Source organism: Porphyrobacter sp. MBR-49, assembly GCF_053628655.1.
Window position 1 is genome coordinate 294809 of the sequence record NZ_JBRJGU010000004.1, and the last position, 13490, is coordinate 308298.

Annotated in this window: 12 protein-coding genes; 7 read left to right on the plus strand and 5 right to left on the minus strand. The window is 63.7% G+C overall.

Annotation, left to right across the window (positions count from 1 at the left end):
- Nucleotide 1: 1 nt before the first annotated feature.
- Together astD and ACSSV3_RS07745 are read right to left on the minus strand one after the other, a co-directional pair.
- Nucleotides 2–1414 carry a succinylglutamate-semialdehyde dehydrogenase gene (gene astD / locus ACSSV3_RS07740; protein WP_354323508.1) on the minus strand — a complete coding sequence of 471 codons (1413 nt, stop codon included), beginning with the start codon at nucleotides 1412–1414 and terminating at the stop codon, nucleotides 2–4.
- Between the two features lie 117 nt (nucleotides 1415–1531).
- Nucleotides 1532–2947 carry a protein adenylyltransferase SelO family protein gene (locus ACSSV3_RS07745; RefSeq protein ID WP_354323510.1) on the minus strand — a complete coding sequence of 472 codons (1416 nt, stop codon included), beginning with the start codon at nucleotides 2945–2947 and terminating at the stop codon, nucleotides 1532–1534.
- Nucleotides 2948–3032: 85 nt separating this feature from the next.
- Here ACSSV3_RS07745 and ACSSV3_RS07750 point away from each other — a divergent pair, with 85 nt between their 5' ends.
- The 5 genes from ACSSV3_RS07750 to ACSSV3_RS07770 all read left to right on the plus strand — a co-directional run bounded on the left by ACSSV3_RS07750 (nucleotide 3033) and on the right by ACSSV3_RS07770 (nucleotide 8963).
- On the plus strand, nucleotides 3033–3899 hold the full coding sequence (locus ACSSV3_RS07750; RefSeq protein ID WP_354323512.1) for an alpha/beta fold hydrolase: 867 nt from the start codon (nucleotides 3033–3035) through the stop codon (nucleotides 3897–3899).
- Nucleotides 3896–5050 (plus strand): glycosyltransferase family 4 protein, encoded by a 1155-nt coding sequence (locus tag ACSSV3_RS07755; protein WP_354323514.1) that lies wholly within the window; start codon nucleotides 3896–3898, stop codon nucleotides 5048–5050. Before ACSSV3_RS07750 ends, ACSSV3_RS07755 begins: the two co-directional genes overlap by 4 nt.
- Before the next feature lie 177 nt (nucleotides 5051–5227).
- A complete protein-coding gene (locus tag ACSSV3_RS07760) occupies nucleotides 5228–6007 on the plus strand; it encodes a tetratricopeptide repeat protein (protein ID WP_354323515.1) in 780 nt (259 codons plus the stop codon).
- A gap of 25 nt (nucleotides 6008–6032) precedes the next feature.
- A complete protein-coding gene (locus ACSSV3_RS07765) occupies nucleotides 6033–7379 on the plus strand; it encodes a PQQ-binding-like beta-propeller repeat protein (RefSeq protein ID WP_354323516.1) in 1347 nt (448 codons plus the stop codon).
- A 159-nt stretch (nucleotides 7380–7538) separates the two neighbouring features.
- Nucleotides 7539–8963, plus strand: a complete 1425-nt coding sequence (locus tag ACSSV3_RS07770; protein WP_354323517.1) for a methyltransferase family protein — start codon at nucleotides 7539–7541, stop codon at nucleotides 8961–8963.
- Nucleotides 8964–8967: 4 nt separating this feature from the next.
- On the opposite strand, the gene ACSSV3_RS07775 is transcribed toward ACSSV3_RS07770, so the two are convergent.
- From ACSSV3_RS07775 to ACSSV3_RS07785, 3 genes are all read right to left on the minus strand, one after another.
- On the minus strand, nucleotides 8968–9270 hold the full coding sequence (locus tag ACSSV3_RS07775) for a putative quinol monooxygenase (RefSeq protein ID WP_354323519.1): 303 nt from the start codon (nucleotides 9268–9270) through the stop codon (nucleotides 8968–8970).
- Nucleotides 9271–9284: 14 nt separating this feature from the next.
- Nucleotides 9285–10655, minus strand: coding sequence for a glutamate--cysteine ligase (locus ACSSV3_RS07780; RefSeq protein ID WP_354323521.1), 1371 nt, complete (start codon nucleotides 10653–10655; stop codon nucleotides 9285–9287).
- Between the two features lie 84 nt (nucleotides 10656–10739).
- Nucleotides 10740–11483, minus strand: coding sequence for a 16S rRNA (uracil(1498)-N(3))-methyltransferase (locus tag ACSSV3_RS07785; protein ID WP_354323523.1), 744 nt, complete (start codon nucleotides 11481–11483; stop codon nucleotides 10740–10742).
- A gap of 39 nt (nucleotides 11484–11522) precedes the next feature.
- Here ACSSV3_RS07785 and ubiA point away from each other — a divergent pair, with 39 nt between their 5' ends.
- The gene (gene ubiA / locus ACSSV3_RS07790) at nucleotides 11523–12425 is read left to right on the plus strand and encodes a 4-hydroxybenzoate octaprenyltransferase (RefSeq protein WP_354323524.1); all 903 of its coding nucleotides are present in this window, start codon (nucleotides 11523–11525) and stop codon (nucleotides 12423–12425) included.
- Nucleotides 12426–12586: 161 nt separating this feature from the next.
- Nucleotides 12587–13480 carry an ABC transporter ATP-binding protein gene (locus tag ACSSV3_RS07795; protein ID WP_354323526.1) on the plus strand — a complete coding sequence of 298 codons (894 nt, stop codon included), beginning with the start codon at nucleotides 12587–12589 and terminating at the stop codon, nucleotides 13478–13480.
- Nucleotides 13481–13490 lie beyond the last annotated feature (10 nt).

Sequence of the window (13490 nt, forward strand, 5' to 3'; positions counted from 1 at the left end):
ATCAGGGCCGCAACCCCACGCCGATATTGGCACGCGGCTGGTCGCGTTCGGTGCTGGCGACCGGATAGGCGCAGTAATCTGCCGCGTAATAGGCTGCCGGTCGGTGATTGCCCGATAACCCAATCCCCCCAAACGGAGCCTTGGACGATGCGCCGTTGGTCGGCCCGTTCCAGTTGATGATCCCGGCGCGGATATTGGCCCAGAACCGCCCGTAATCATCGGGCGTGCCGCCGATCAATGATGCCGAGAGGCCAAAGCGGGTATTGTTCGCCTCGGCAATGGCGGTGTCGAGATCGGGCACGCGGATGACCTGCAAAAGCGGGCCGAACAGTTCGATATCGGGCCGGTCAGGCACATCGGTAACATCGATGATGCCGGGGGTGAGGAACGGCAAATCGGGAACGCTGCGGCGCATATGCAGCAGCGGGCGGCCACCGGCGGTCATCAACGCGACAAAGCTTTCCGACAGGCGGTCTGCTGTATCATTATCAATCACCGGCCCCATGAACGGCTGCGGTTCGCCCAGCGGATCGCCCACCATCAGCTTGCGCGTCAGCGGCAGCAATTCGGCCATCAGATCATCATGGATGCTGTCTTTCACGATCAACCGGCGCGCGGCGGTGCAGCGTTGGCCCGCGCTGGTAAAGGCGCTTTGCACGATCAGCGCGGCCGCATCGGCCAGATGGGGCGTGTCGATCACCACGATCGGGTTGTTGCCACCCATTTCCAGCGCGAGGATCTTGCCCGGATTGGCGGATAGCTTGCGGTTGATCGCAAGCCCGACATTGGCCGATCCGGTGAATAACACGCCATCAATTCCGGGATGCGAGACCAGCGCCCGGCCTTCGTCCGGTCCGCCGATCACGAGTTGGATCACGTCTTCGGGCACGCCAGCGGTATGGAAACAGGCAACCAGCGCTTCACCCACCGCGGGGGTTTTCTCCGACGGTTTGAACAACACCGCGTTGCCCGCGATCAACGCAGGCACGATATGGCCATTGGGCAGGTGCGCTGGGAAGTTATAGGGGCCAAGCACCGCCATCACCCCATGCGGTTTGTGCCGCACTGCGGCGCTGGCATTCAGACCAGCGTCGAATTTCTTCTTGCCGGTGCGTTCGGCATAGGCCTGAACCGAGGTATCGACCTTGTTCACCACCGCATCCACTTCGGCGCGCGATTCCCACAAGGGCTTGCCTGCTTCGCGCGCGATCAGTTCGGCCAGCGGTTCGGCCTGTCGGCGGACTTCGTTGGCGAAGGTGCGCAGCACTTCGATCCGGTTGGTAAGCGGCTGTGCCGCCCAGGCGGGCCAGGCACGACGAGCGGCACTGACCGCGGCATCGACATCGCCAAGCGTCCCGCGCCACAATTCCTCACCGCTGGCCGGTTCATAGGAAATGAGGGTGTTGTCGCTCACTCTGCCGATCCCCGCCTGCCTGCTGCTGCTGCTGCAAATTTGTGGGAGCGCGGTATCGCGGATAGGCTTGAAAAGAAAGGGGGCAGGCGGATAGGGGGAATAACCGAGGTCACTAGATCACCCTGCGTGTCCGGCAGGCACAGGCGACGCGCCGTGCGCTGCGCCCATCCGGCGCAGGGCGGCGACCTTGGCATGAAGCGGTGCCCAATCATCGCTTTCGTCGATGGCGGCCCAGATCGCTTCGACATCATCGATCATCAAGGTTTGCGGGGCGGGATCGGCCCAGTATTCATGCTGCGTTTCTGCGGGCTGATAGCTGGCGAGCAGTTCGCCCAAGGCACCATCAACCGCGCCGCGCCCGCCTCTGTGTGCAAAGAAAAACGCATCGGGCTGCGCCTTGGTTTCGCGCAGGTGCGCTTCGCAGGCGGCGATCAGCTGGGTGTCGTGTTCAATCCCCTGCGGCTCCAGCCCCAGCCGCCAGCACCACCGCCGCGCCACCGCCGCCATATAGAGCGGCCCGAACCGTTCGAGCGCGGCAATCAGCGGGGCGCTGTCTGCCAGCATTCGCAGCGCGACGGCGAACTGTCCGCAATTCCAGTGCAGCGACTCGGGCTGGCGGCCAAAGGCATACAGCCCCGCATGGTCGAAATAGGCGGCGGTGAACCCCGGGTCCCATTCGGCCAGCCAGCGCCACGGGCCGTAATCGAAACTTTCGCCCGTCACGTTCATGTTATCGGTGTTGAGCACCCCGTGGACAAAGCCTGCGACCATGTAGCTGGCGGCGAGATCAGCCATGCGTTCGACGACGTGGTGCATCAGTTGCACCGCCGGTTCATCGCGCGCGGGCGCATCGTCTGGCGGGGGTGGGCCGGGGAACTGGGTGAGGCAGTAATCGACCAGCTGCGCCATTTCGCCCGGCAGTTCGAGCGCGAGCAACCGCTGGAACGTGCCGATGCGGATGTGTGAATGCGACAGCCGCACCATCACCGCTGATCGCGTGGGAGATGGCTCGTCACTCCGCCACAAGTCTTCGCCGGTCTCGATCACCGACAGGGTTTTCGATGTGTTGACCCCCAATGCCTCGAGCATTTCGGTGGCCAGAATCTCGCGCACCGCGCCTTTCAGTGTCAACCGCCCGTCACCGCTGCGGCTGTGCGGGGTGGTGCCCGATCCCTTGGTGCCCAGATCCATCAGCAGTCCCGCGCCATCGCGCAGCTGCGCAAACAGAAACCCGCGCCCGTCGCCGATTTCGGGGTTATACACGCGGAACTGGTGCCCGTGGTATCTGAGCGCGATCGGTTGCGGCAGATTGCCGGGCAGGGCTGCAAACCGCCCGAAATGCGCCGCCCATGCCGCATCATCCAGCCCGGCAAGGCCGACGCTGGCCGCTGCCCGATCATTGCGGAACCTGATTCGGGTATCAGGAAAGTCCGCCGGGGCGACAGGATCGCCCAGCCAGCCTGCCAATTCGAGGATGGCTGGGTCGGGGCAATAGTCTTTGGCCCAATCGGGGTGTTGCACAGGCTCGCTCATCCCGCGATAGTGGGGGCAAGCACAGCGGGGCGCAAGCCGCGCCCGCCAGCTAGGCAAACAACGACCAAAGGGATTAACGCCGTTCATGGCTGCACAATACGAAGATCGCTTCTGGGACAGCAGCGACGGGCTCACCCTGCATTACCGCAATTATCCCGGGCCTGAGGGGGGAACGGCGCTGCCGGTGCTGTGCATGCATGGCCTGACCCGCAATGCTCGCGATTTTGCCGGGCTGGCAGACGAACTTGCCGCCACCCGCCGGGTGATCGTGCCCGAAATGCGCGGGCGCGGGCAAAGCGATTATGCGCCCGATTCCGATACCTACACCCCCGCCACCTATGTCGCGGATGTGGAAAAGCTGCTGGCCGAACAGGGCATCACCCGTTTCATCGCAATCGGCACGTCGATGGGCGGTTTGATGACGATGCTGATGGCACCCGCCCAGCCGGGGCGCATGGCGGCGGTGGTGATGAACGATATCGGGCCAGAGGTTGACGCGAGCGGCCTTGCGCGGATTTCGGGCTATGTCGGGCAAGGGCGCAGCTACCCCACCTGGGTGCACGCCGCGCGCGGGCTGGCCGAAGCCCATTCGGCGGCAGCTCCCGATTACACGCTCGACCAATGGCTCGAAATGGCCAAGCGCACGATGGTCGTCACCCAGAACGGGCGCATCGGCTTTGATTACGACATGGCGATTGCCGAACCTTTCGCCAAACCCGGCAACGCCGCTCCGCCCAACCTGTGGCTGGCGTTTGAGGCGTTGCGCGGCGTGCCGATGTTGTTGGTGCGCGGCGGATTGTCCGATCTGCTGAGCGCGGAAACGGTCAAGCAGATGGCGGCGCGCAACCCGGCGATGACCACGATCACGGTGCCGCGTGTCGGCCATGCCCCGACCTTGGACGAGCCCGAAGTGCGCGCGGCAATTAACGCGCTGCTGGACGGGGTTGAATGACCACAGCGTCCGGGGCCGTTCCCGGAATCCGGCCCCGCATCCTGCACTGCCATTCTACGTTCGCGGCCGGGGGCAAGGAGGTGCGCTGCGCCCGGTTGATGAATGCGTTTGGCGCGGCGCTGGAACACGTGGTGGTATCGGCCCAGCCCGAAGCGATGGGCGCACGCGCGCTGATCGATACCCGCATCAAGGCCAGCTTTCCCGATGATTTCCCGGCGCTGACCGGCTGGCCCACGCCGGGGCGGCTGGCGGGGATCGCGAGGGCGTTGAAAGGCTACGACCTGATCTGCACCTATAACTGGGGCGCGATGGACGTGGTGATGGCGCACCGCGCCTTCGCGCGCGCAATGGGCCTGCCCCCGCTGGTGCATCACGAAGACGGGTTCAACGAGGATGAGGCGCACGGGTTGAAGACCAGCCGCAACCTCTACCGCCGCGCCGCCTTGATGGGGGCAAACCGCCTGATCGTGCCCAGCACCGGGCTGGAACGCATCGCTCTGGAAGTGTGGCACCAGCCGCGCGCCAGAGTGGAGCGGATTGCCAACGGGATCGACACCGCCGCCTTTGCCAAACCGCCCCAGCCGCGCGCTTTGCCGCTGGCAAAAGGCGCAGGCCAGCGCTGGGTCGGCACGCTGGCGGGTTTGCGCGCGGTCAAGCAATTGCCGCTGCTGGTTGAGGCGGTGGCGGGCCTGCCGGACGAATGGCATCTGGTCATCTGCGGCGAAGGGCCGGAGCGTGAGGTTATCCTTGCCGCTGCCGAAGCCCACGCCATCAGCCACCGGGTGCACCTGCCCGGCGCGGTGGCTGATCCGGCGCGCATCATCGGGCTGTTCGACATTTTTGCGCTGTCGTCAGCGTCCGAACAATTCCCGCTTTCCGTGGTCGAAGCCATGGCGGCCGCGCTGCCTGTGGCTGCGCCCGATGTCGGGGATATCCGGGTGATGGTGGGCGAAGCCAATCAGGCATTTATCACCGCCCCCGGCTCCGCGCAGTCGCTGCGCGCGGCGCTTACCCAACTTGCCGCTGATGCGGATTTGCGCGCCCGGATCGGCGCGGCCAATCAGGCCAAGGCGCGCGAGCAATACGACTTTGCCGCCATGCTCGCCCGTTACCGCGCGGTCTATGGCGATGCGATGGGGCGCGGGCTGTGACGCGGCGCGCTTCATCCCCGGTTCAAATCGCCTGCGCCACATCAGCACGGCACTGGCACATGGCACTGGGCATCGCCGCACCGCCGCCATTGCGCGCAGCGCGGCACCTGCCTAAAGAGCCGCACTGATCTGCTTGCCAAAGTGCAAGGCAATTCTTGAACGAGGAACACAGGCCCGGTGGCGCGCATCCCGACCAATACCCCTTCTGTCCCGGCGGCTTCAGCCGAGGATGAAGTCCTGATCCGTGAGATTGACGAGGCTGTGCGCGAAGATGCCGTGCTCGATTTCTTCAAGAACCACGGGGCCAAACTGCTGGGCGGGATCATCCTGCTAATCGCCGGCCTTGGCGCCTATCTGGCGTGGGACAGCTACCGTGAAGGTGAACTGGAATCGCAATCCGAAACGCTGATCTCGGCGCTCGATTCTGCCGACCAGGGCGATTTCAAGGCTGCCGGTGACAAGGTTGCGCCGTTGCTGGCCGATGGATCGTCAGCGGGTGCGCGCACCGCTGCGCGGTTTGTGCAGGCGGGCGCGGCGCTGGAACAAGGCGACACGGCCAAGGCGACCGCTTTGTTCAAGGCAATCGCCGCAGACGCCGATGCGCCGCCTGCGCTGCGCGATCTGGCGCGGGTGCGCGACGTCAGCACCAATTTCGACACGATGAAGCCCGCTGATGTCGTCGCGCAGCTTGGCGACCTCGCCAAGCCCGGCAATCCGTGGTTCGGCAGCGCCGGGGAACTGGTGGCGATGGCGCATCTGGAAAGCGGCAACCGCGCTGAAGCAGGGAAGCTGTTTGCCGAAATTGCCAAGGATGAAGAACAGCCCGAAACCTTGCGATCGCGCGTGCGCCAGATGGCGGGCCTGCTGGGCGTGGATGCGATTGTGGATGTCGACAAATTGCTCAAGGATGAAGGCGTGATCGTTTCCGAGGGGAATGGCGCAGTTGTCGCCAATTAACGGGTTAGGGTTGAAACGGACGGTTATGACAAACACGAAAATTGCACGCGCCGCTTTGTTGGCGGGCATTCTGGCGATGGGGCTGACTGGCTGCAAGGGCGGGTTGTTCGGCGGCGGGGGTGACAAGACCACGCCAACGGTGGGCAACCGCACGCCGATCCTTTCACGCATTGAAAGCGGGGCGGAGGTTGATCCGGCGCTGGCTGGGATCACCGTGGTGCTGCCGCCCGCACGCGCCAATGCCGAATGGGCGCAGGTCGGCGGTGCGGCGAGCAAGTCTTACGGCCACCTTGCCCTTGCGGAAAACCCGGCGAAGGCATGGACCGCAAGGGTTGCCGGGTCGAGCAATCGTATGCGCCTTGCCGCAGCCCCTGTGGTGGGCGGTAACAAGCTGTTCGCTGTTGGCACCGATGGCGTGATTACCGCCTTTGACAAGAATACCGGCGCGCGGCTGTGGATGACCGACGATAAGAACATCACCAAGGATCAGGCACCATCCGCCTTTGGCGGTGGGGTGAGCTTTCAGGAAGGCAAGCTCTACGCCACCGATGGGGTGGGCTATGTCAGAGCATTGAATGCCGATACTGGCGAAGTGTTGTGGGAGGTCAAACCTGCAGGCCCCTTGCGCGGATCGCCAACGATCGCGTTTGGGCAGTTGTTCGTGATGACGCAGGACAACCAGATCATCTCCTTGAACCTTAATGACGGGTCGCAAGTCTGGGACGAATCCGGGTCAACCACGCAATCGGGCGTGTTCGGGGTGGCTGCCCCCGCCGCCGGGCAAGGCACGGTGATCGCGGGCTATTCCAGCGGGGAACTGTCCGCCTATCGCTATGAAAACGGGCGCACGCTGTGGTCGGATGCGCTGGCGCGCACCAATATCTCGACCACGGTTGGCACTGTGACAGACATTGATGCCGATCCGATCATCGATTCGGGCCGGGTCTATGCGCTGGGGCAGGGCGGCCGGATGGCGGCCTATGAACTGGTGACGGGTCAGCGCATCTGGGAACTGAATCTGGCCGGCATTTCCACCCCGGCAATTGCGGGCGAGTGGATATTTACCCTCACCGATGATGCGCGCCTGCTGGCGATTTCGCGTTCGAATGGGCGGGTGCGGTGGATAACGCAGTTGCAGCGCTGGAAAAACGAGAAGAAAAAGGAAAACCCGATTTTCTGGACTGGCCCGGTGCTGGCGGGCGGCCAATTGTGGGTTGCAAGTTCGCGCGGTGAAGTGTGGAAGATCAGCGCAGGCGAAGGTTCGTCCGCGCTGTTCGATGACATTGGACAGCCTGTCAGCCTGCCGCCGTTGGTGGCCGATGGCTATCTGTATCTGTTGGACGATAGCGGCACGATCCACGCCTGGCGCTGATTTCCAACAGCGGTTTTGGCCGGATTCTGGCTAGACCGGGGTTAGACCCCTGCTAGACCCCGGTTAGGGTGGGGTTAGGTCGTCCTTGACCCGCCTTTGGCCGGGTTTAGGGCGGTATATACCAAGGCGTTAACCCTTATGCTGTAGGGCCGCAGCACTATGACAGCGCTGCGTCCGCCCCGTCCAACTGCGCCCGGCGCGCCGCCGCCAAACCTCCCGCCGAGCGATGTTTCGGCAGGGGTCGGATTGGCGGGCCTTGCCGGGCTGTTTGTATGGATTGCGCTGTGCCGATCCTACCCTGAGATTGCCGATGCCTTGGGATTGCAGGGCAGTGTGGCGCGCGCGCCGGGCGTGTTATCCGGCCCCTACGCCGCGCTCGCCGCGATTGTGTTTACGGCGCTGCCGATGGTGGCTTGGTCGGTGCTGGTCGACAAGGTGCACCGGCGGCCATCGACCGGAATCGACTGGGATCAGGCCCGACCGCTGGCAGAAATTCTGCCGATTTCAGTGGTCAAATTGTGCGGGTTATGGGCAACATGGGCGCTGCTCGCGGCATTTTACGGCCTCGCCCGGTGGTATTGGAACGGGTCGTACCTGTTCGCGATGGAGGTGCTGACCTTCGCCGTATTGCCGCTGGTAATGCTTTCGATTCCTTACGTTATCTGGCTCGACCGGCATCTGGTGAACCCGCGCGACGGCACCTGGTATTTCGGCGTATTTCTGCTCGGCGGCGGGGTGATCGGGCGCGAGGCATGGGACGGCGCGCAAATCGTCAAGCACTGGCGGGCATGGGCGATCAAAGGCTTTTTCGGCGCCTTCATGATCTCGATTCTGCCCCCCGGTTTTGCCCAGGTGGTGGAAGCTGATGCTGCACAAGTCATTGGCAATCCTGTGCAATTTGCGATGGCACTGGTGACGTTGCTGTTCGTGATCGACGTGCAGATTGGCACGGTCGGCTACTTGCTGACACTGCGCCCGCTGGATGCGCATATCCGATCTGGCAATCCGCTGCTGGCGGGCTGGCTGGCGGCGCTGATCTGCTATCCGCCGTTTGTGTGGGGCATAATCGGCCCTGATAATCAGGTTCTTAGCTACGAAACGGGCACGCCCGGCTGGGCGCACTGGTTTGCCGGGAGCGAGGCTTTGCTGTGGGCATGGGGCGGGCTGCTGACCGTGCTGACGGGTGCCTATGCCTGGGCAACCGTGGCGTTTGGCATCCGCTTTTCCAACCTCACCTATCGCGGGGTGCTGACCAACGGGCCATACCGGTTCACCCGCCACCCGGCTTATCTGGCGAAAAATCTGTTCTGGTGGGCTTCGGTGTTGCCGTTTCTGGTGACCTCCGGACCGGTTGCTGACGCGGTGCGCAACAGTTTTTTCCTGTTGATTGTCAATGCAATATACTATTGGCGGGCACGCACCGAAGAAGCGCACCTGCTCGCCGAAGACCCCAAATATGTCGAATATCACGCGTGGATGGCGCAGCACGGCTTGATCACCGCCCCGCTGGTGCGATTGAAGCGGATGATCAGCGGAGGCAGGCGCGCGCCGTCTGCGGCGGCTGGCCCGTTCCCGGCGGAATAGGCGCTTACATCAAGGCCGCGCCCTCATCGGTGTGATATTTGATCGCTTCGACTATCTTGATATCAAGCTGCGCAATCGCCGCGCCGAATGCCGCCATGTGGGGCGTGGCAAAATGTGCGGCAAGCGCGGCGTCGTCCTGCCATTTTTCGACAATATGTAGCACGCCGGGATCAAGCGCATCCTGCGCGAAATTGTAAGCGATGCAGCCGTCTTCGGCGTTCGAGGCCGCCACCATATCGGCAATTGCCGCGCGCGCTGCATCCACTGCGCCAGCGCCCACTTTTGCCTTGGCCAATACGATTAGCATGATGTTATCCTTCACTAAAATGATTGTTCGTAAACGCGGGTAATATCGCCGTTCCATTCCCCGTGATAGGCATCGAGCAGCCGCTGGGCCGGAACCTTGCCGCTGGCAACGATTTCATCGAGTGTTTCCAAAAAGCCCGTTTCATTATCGCCCGAGGAGTTAAACCGCGCGCGTGCTGCCAACCCTTTGTGAGCAATCGCCAAAGCCTCGCGTCCGATATCGCGCAACGTGCCGCCGCCGGGGACGGGCGCGTCCAAAGCCAGCCGCGGGGCATCATTGCGCAGCGCCTCGCGCTCTTCCATCGTCCAGCCCTTGACCAGATCCCATGCCGCATCGAGCGCGCCCTGGTCGTAAAGCAGCCCGACCCAGAACGCTGGCAGCGCGCAGATCCGGTTCCACGGCCCGCCATCGGCGCCGCGCATTTCGAGGAAACTTTTCAGCCGCACTTCGGGAAAGGCGGTGGACAGGTGATCCCACCAATCGCTCTGCGTTGGACGTTCACCCGGCAGGACAGACAGTTTCCCGTCGAGAAAATCGCGGAACGAAAGCCCCGCAGCGTCAATGTATTTGCCCTCGCGGAACACGAAATACATTGGCACATCAAGCATATACCGTGCCCAGCGCTCATAACCGAAGCCTTCTTCGAACACGAAGGGCAGCATCCCCGTGCGCGCCGGATCGGTGTCTGACCAGATGTGCGATCGGTATGACAGGAACCCGTTGGGCTTGCCCTCGGTGAAGGGCGAATTGGCGAACAGTGCGGTCGCCAGCGGTTGCAGCGCGAGCCCGACGCGGAATTTCTGCACCATGTCGGCCTCGGATTGATAATCGAGATTGACCTGAATGGTGCAGGTGCGCAGCATCATGTCGAGGCCCATGCTGCCCACGCGCGGCATATGCCGCAGCATGATGTCATAGCGACCCTTGGGCATGATCGGCAGTTCTTCTCGGGTCTTGTCGGGCCACATGCCGAGGCCGAGATAGCTCACCCCGCATTTCTCGCCGACCGCTTTCACCTGCTCCAGATGCCGCCCGGTTTCCGCGCAGGTCTGGTGCAGATTTTCCAGCGGCGCACCCGATAATTCGAGCTGTCCGGCGGGTTCGAGGCTGACGGCTCCATCCTCGCCTTTGAGCGCGATAACGTGTCCGCCTTCTTCAACCGGCGACCACCCGAATTGTTCGAGGCCTTTCAGCAGGTCACGGATGCCGCAGGGTTCGTCATAGGACGGCGCGCGGTGGTCGGCGCGCTTATACACCAGTTTTTCGTGCTCGGTGCCGATGCGCCAGTCGGCAGGGGGCTTTTCGCCGCCCACCATGGGCGCGACCAATTGGTCGAGGCTTTCGATGATTGGATCGTCTGCCGTGCTGGTTTCGCGTGTGCTCATCGAAGATGCCCTCTTTGGCCGGTTGCCATAGAAAACTGATATGCTGGTGGAAAGCGAAAACGCGTTTGCCTGCGCGAAGCGGTGCTACCAATCGCCTGCGCTCGCCATCCACACCGCGAGCGCAGCGATAGCGGCGGTTTCGCCGCGCAGGATTCGCGGGCCGAGCGTGATCGGGCGGGCTGCGGGATGGGCACGGATAGCGGCGCGCTCGGCATCGTCGAACCCGCCTTCGGGGCCGGTGAGGATGGCGGCGGGGCCGGAATGGGCCGTGAAGGCCTGTGCTGCGGGCTCACCCCCGTTCTCGTCGGCAAAGAACAGCGCGCGGTCATCCGGCCAATTGGTAAGCAGCGCGTCAAGTTTTACCGGTTCGGCGAGTTCGGGCAGCGCCGTGCGGGCGCATTGTTCGGCAGCCTCGGTGGTGATCGCGCGGGCGCGATCAAGGTTGAGCTTATCGGCAACGCAGCGCCGGGTGATCAGCGGCTGAATGCGCGCCGCGCCCAGCTCGGTCGCCTTTTCCAGCACAAGATCGAAACGGTCTTTCTTGAGCAGCGCCGGGCAGAGCCACAGATCGGGCACGGCTTCACGCGGGCGGAGTTGTTCAACCACTTCGAGCGCAACCTCGCGCTTGCCCACATCGCTGACCCGCGCGGCCCATTCGCCGGTGATATCGTCGCACAGGATCACCGTGTCGCCCACGCCTGCACGCATGACGCGGGCGAGATAATGCGCGGGCTTGCCTTCTATTCGCAACCCCGCGCCGGGACGCAGTTGCTCGGTCACGAACAGGCGCGGGGCGCTTTTCGGAGGCCATGCTGGGGTTGCGGGCATGGCTTTGCACTAGGCGCTCCGGGCGCTAGGGAGCAAGCCATGAGCGAACACATCGTCCCCGATAGTGAGCATCGCGGCATCGTCGCGCGCCTTCCGCAGCTTCCGCGTGACTTGGCGCAGCTGGCGCGGTTCGACCGGCCGATTGGGTGGTGGCTGTTGTTCTGGCCCTGCGTGTTCGGCGCGTGGCTGGCGGGTGCAGGGGCGCAATTCGCGCTGCTGGGCTGGCTGCTGCTGGGCGCCATTGCGATGCGCGGCGCGGGGTGTGTCTATAATGACATTGTCGATGCCGAACTTGACGCCAAGGTGGCACGCACCGCCGCTCGTCCGGTGGCGAGCGGGCGGGTATCGAAGAAGCTGGCATGGGGGTGGCTGCTGGCCTTGTGCCTGATCGGCCTGATCGTGCTGTTGCAACTACGCTGGCAGGCGCAGGTGGTGGCGCTGGGCAGCCTTGCGCTGGTCGCCGCCTATCCCTTCATGAAGCGCATCACCTGGTGGCCGCAGGCGTGGCTGGGGATGGTGTTCAACTGGGGGTTGCTGGTCGGGTGGACGCAATTGCGGCTGGACAATTGGGACGCGCTTGCGGCGGTCTATGCCGGGTGCATCGCCTGGGTGATCGGATACGATACGATCTACGCCCTGCAAGACCGTGAGGATGATGCGATGGTCGGCATCCGGTCCTCGGCGCTGGCGATGGGCGCGCGGGTGCAGGCTGGAATCGCCGGCTTCTATGCCGCTGCAATCGTGCTGTGGGGGCTGGCCATCTGGCTGTATCGGCCCGATCCTCTGGCGCTGCTCGCGCTGCTGCCGGTGGCGGGGCATCTGGCGTGGCAGGCGGCAACGCTCGATACAGACGATCCCGCCAATCCGCTCACCCGGTTCCGGTCGAACCGCTGGGCCGGGGCGCTGATGGCGGCGGCGTGTTTCGTGGTGGGGAACGCCTAGGTTCATTGCAGCGGGGGCTGTCCCCCACCGACGCCTGACCAGGATCGACAAACTGCACGCGCGCCGATCAACTGCGTGTGCTACCCCACCAATACAGCTTTCCCTCCGCTACTAATGCTCTAAGATCAGGTTCGCAAATATCGGTTTAACAGGGGACTATCATGCTCGAACTCAGCGGCGTCAGCCACGTCTATCCCAACGGCACCCGCGCGCTTGACGATGTGACGCTGTCGATCCCCAAGGGCATGTTCGGTCTGCTCGGCCCCAATGGTGCGGGCAAATCGACGCTGATGCGCACCATCGCCTGCCTGCAAGCGCCGACGGCGGGCAGCATCCGGTTTGGTGAGATTGATGTGTTGGCGCAGCCCGATGCGCTGCGCCGCACGCTCGGCTATCTGCCGCAGGATTTCGGCGTTTATCCGCGCGTTTCGGCCTACCAGATGCTTGATCACATGGCGGTGCTGAAAGGCATTCGTGATGCCAAGGATCGGCGCGGCGTGGTCGAGAACCTGCTCAACCAGACCAACCTGTGGGCGGTGCGCGGTAAGGCGATTGCGGGCTTTTCGGGCGGGATGCGCCAGCGGTTCGGGATTGCGCAGGCGCTGATCGGTGATCCGGCGTTGATCATCGTCGATGAACCCACCGCCGGGCTTGATCCCGAAGAACGCAACCGGTTCCTCAACCTGCTCGCCGGGATTGGTGAGAATGTGGTGGTGATCCTGTCGACCCATATCGTCGATGATGTGGCTGATCTGTGCCCGCGCATGGCGGTGCTGGCAGAGGGGCGCGTGCAATTGGAAGGGCCGCCGCGCGATTTGATCGGATCGATCGCCGGGCGGGTGTGGCAACGCACCATCGCGCATCAGCAATTGCCCGATATGCAGGCCGCGCACGAGGTGATCTCGCACCGCTTCTTTGCCGGAGAAATCGTGGTTCACGTGCTCAGCGACACGCAGCCCGAAGGTTTCGCCCCGGTCACGGGCGGGCTGGAGGATGTGTATTTCGCCACGCTGGCGCAAACCCGCCGCCCTGTCGCCGCCGCTGCTGCGGCCTGATGGGAGCGCC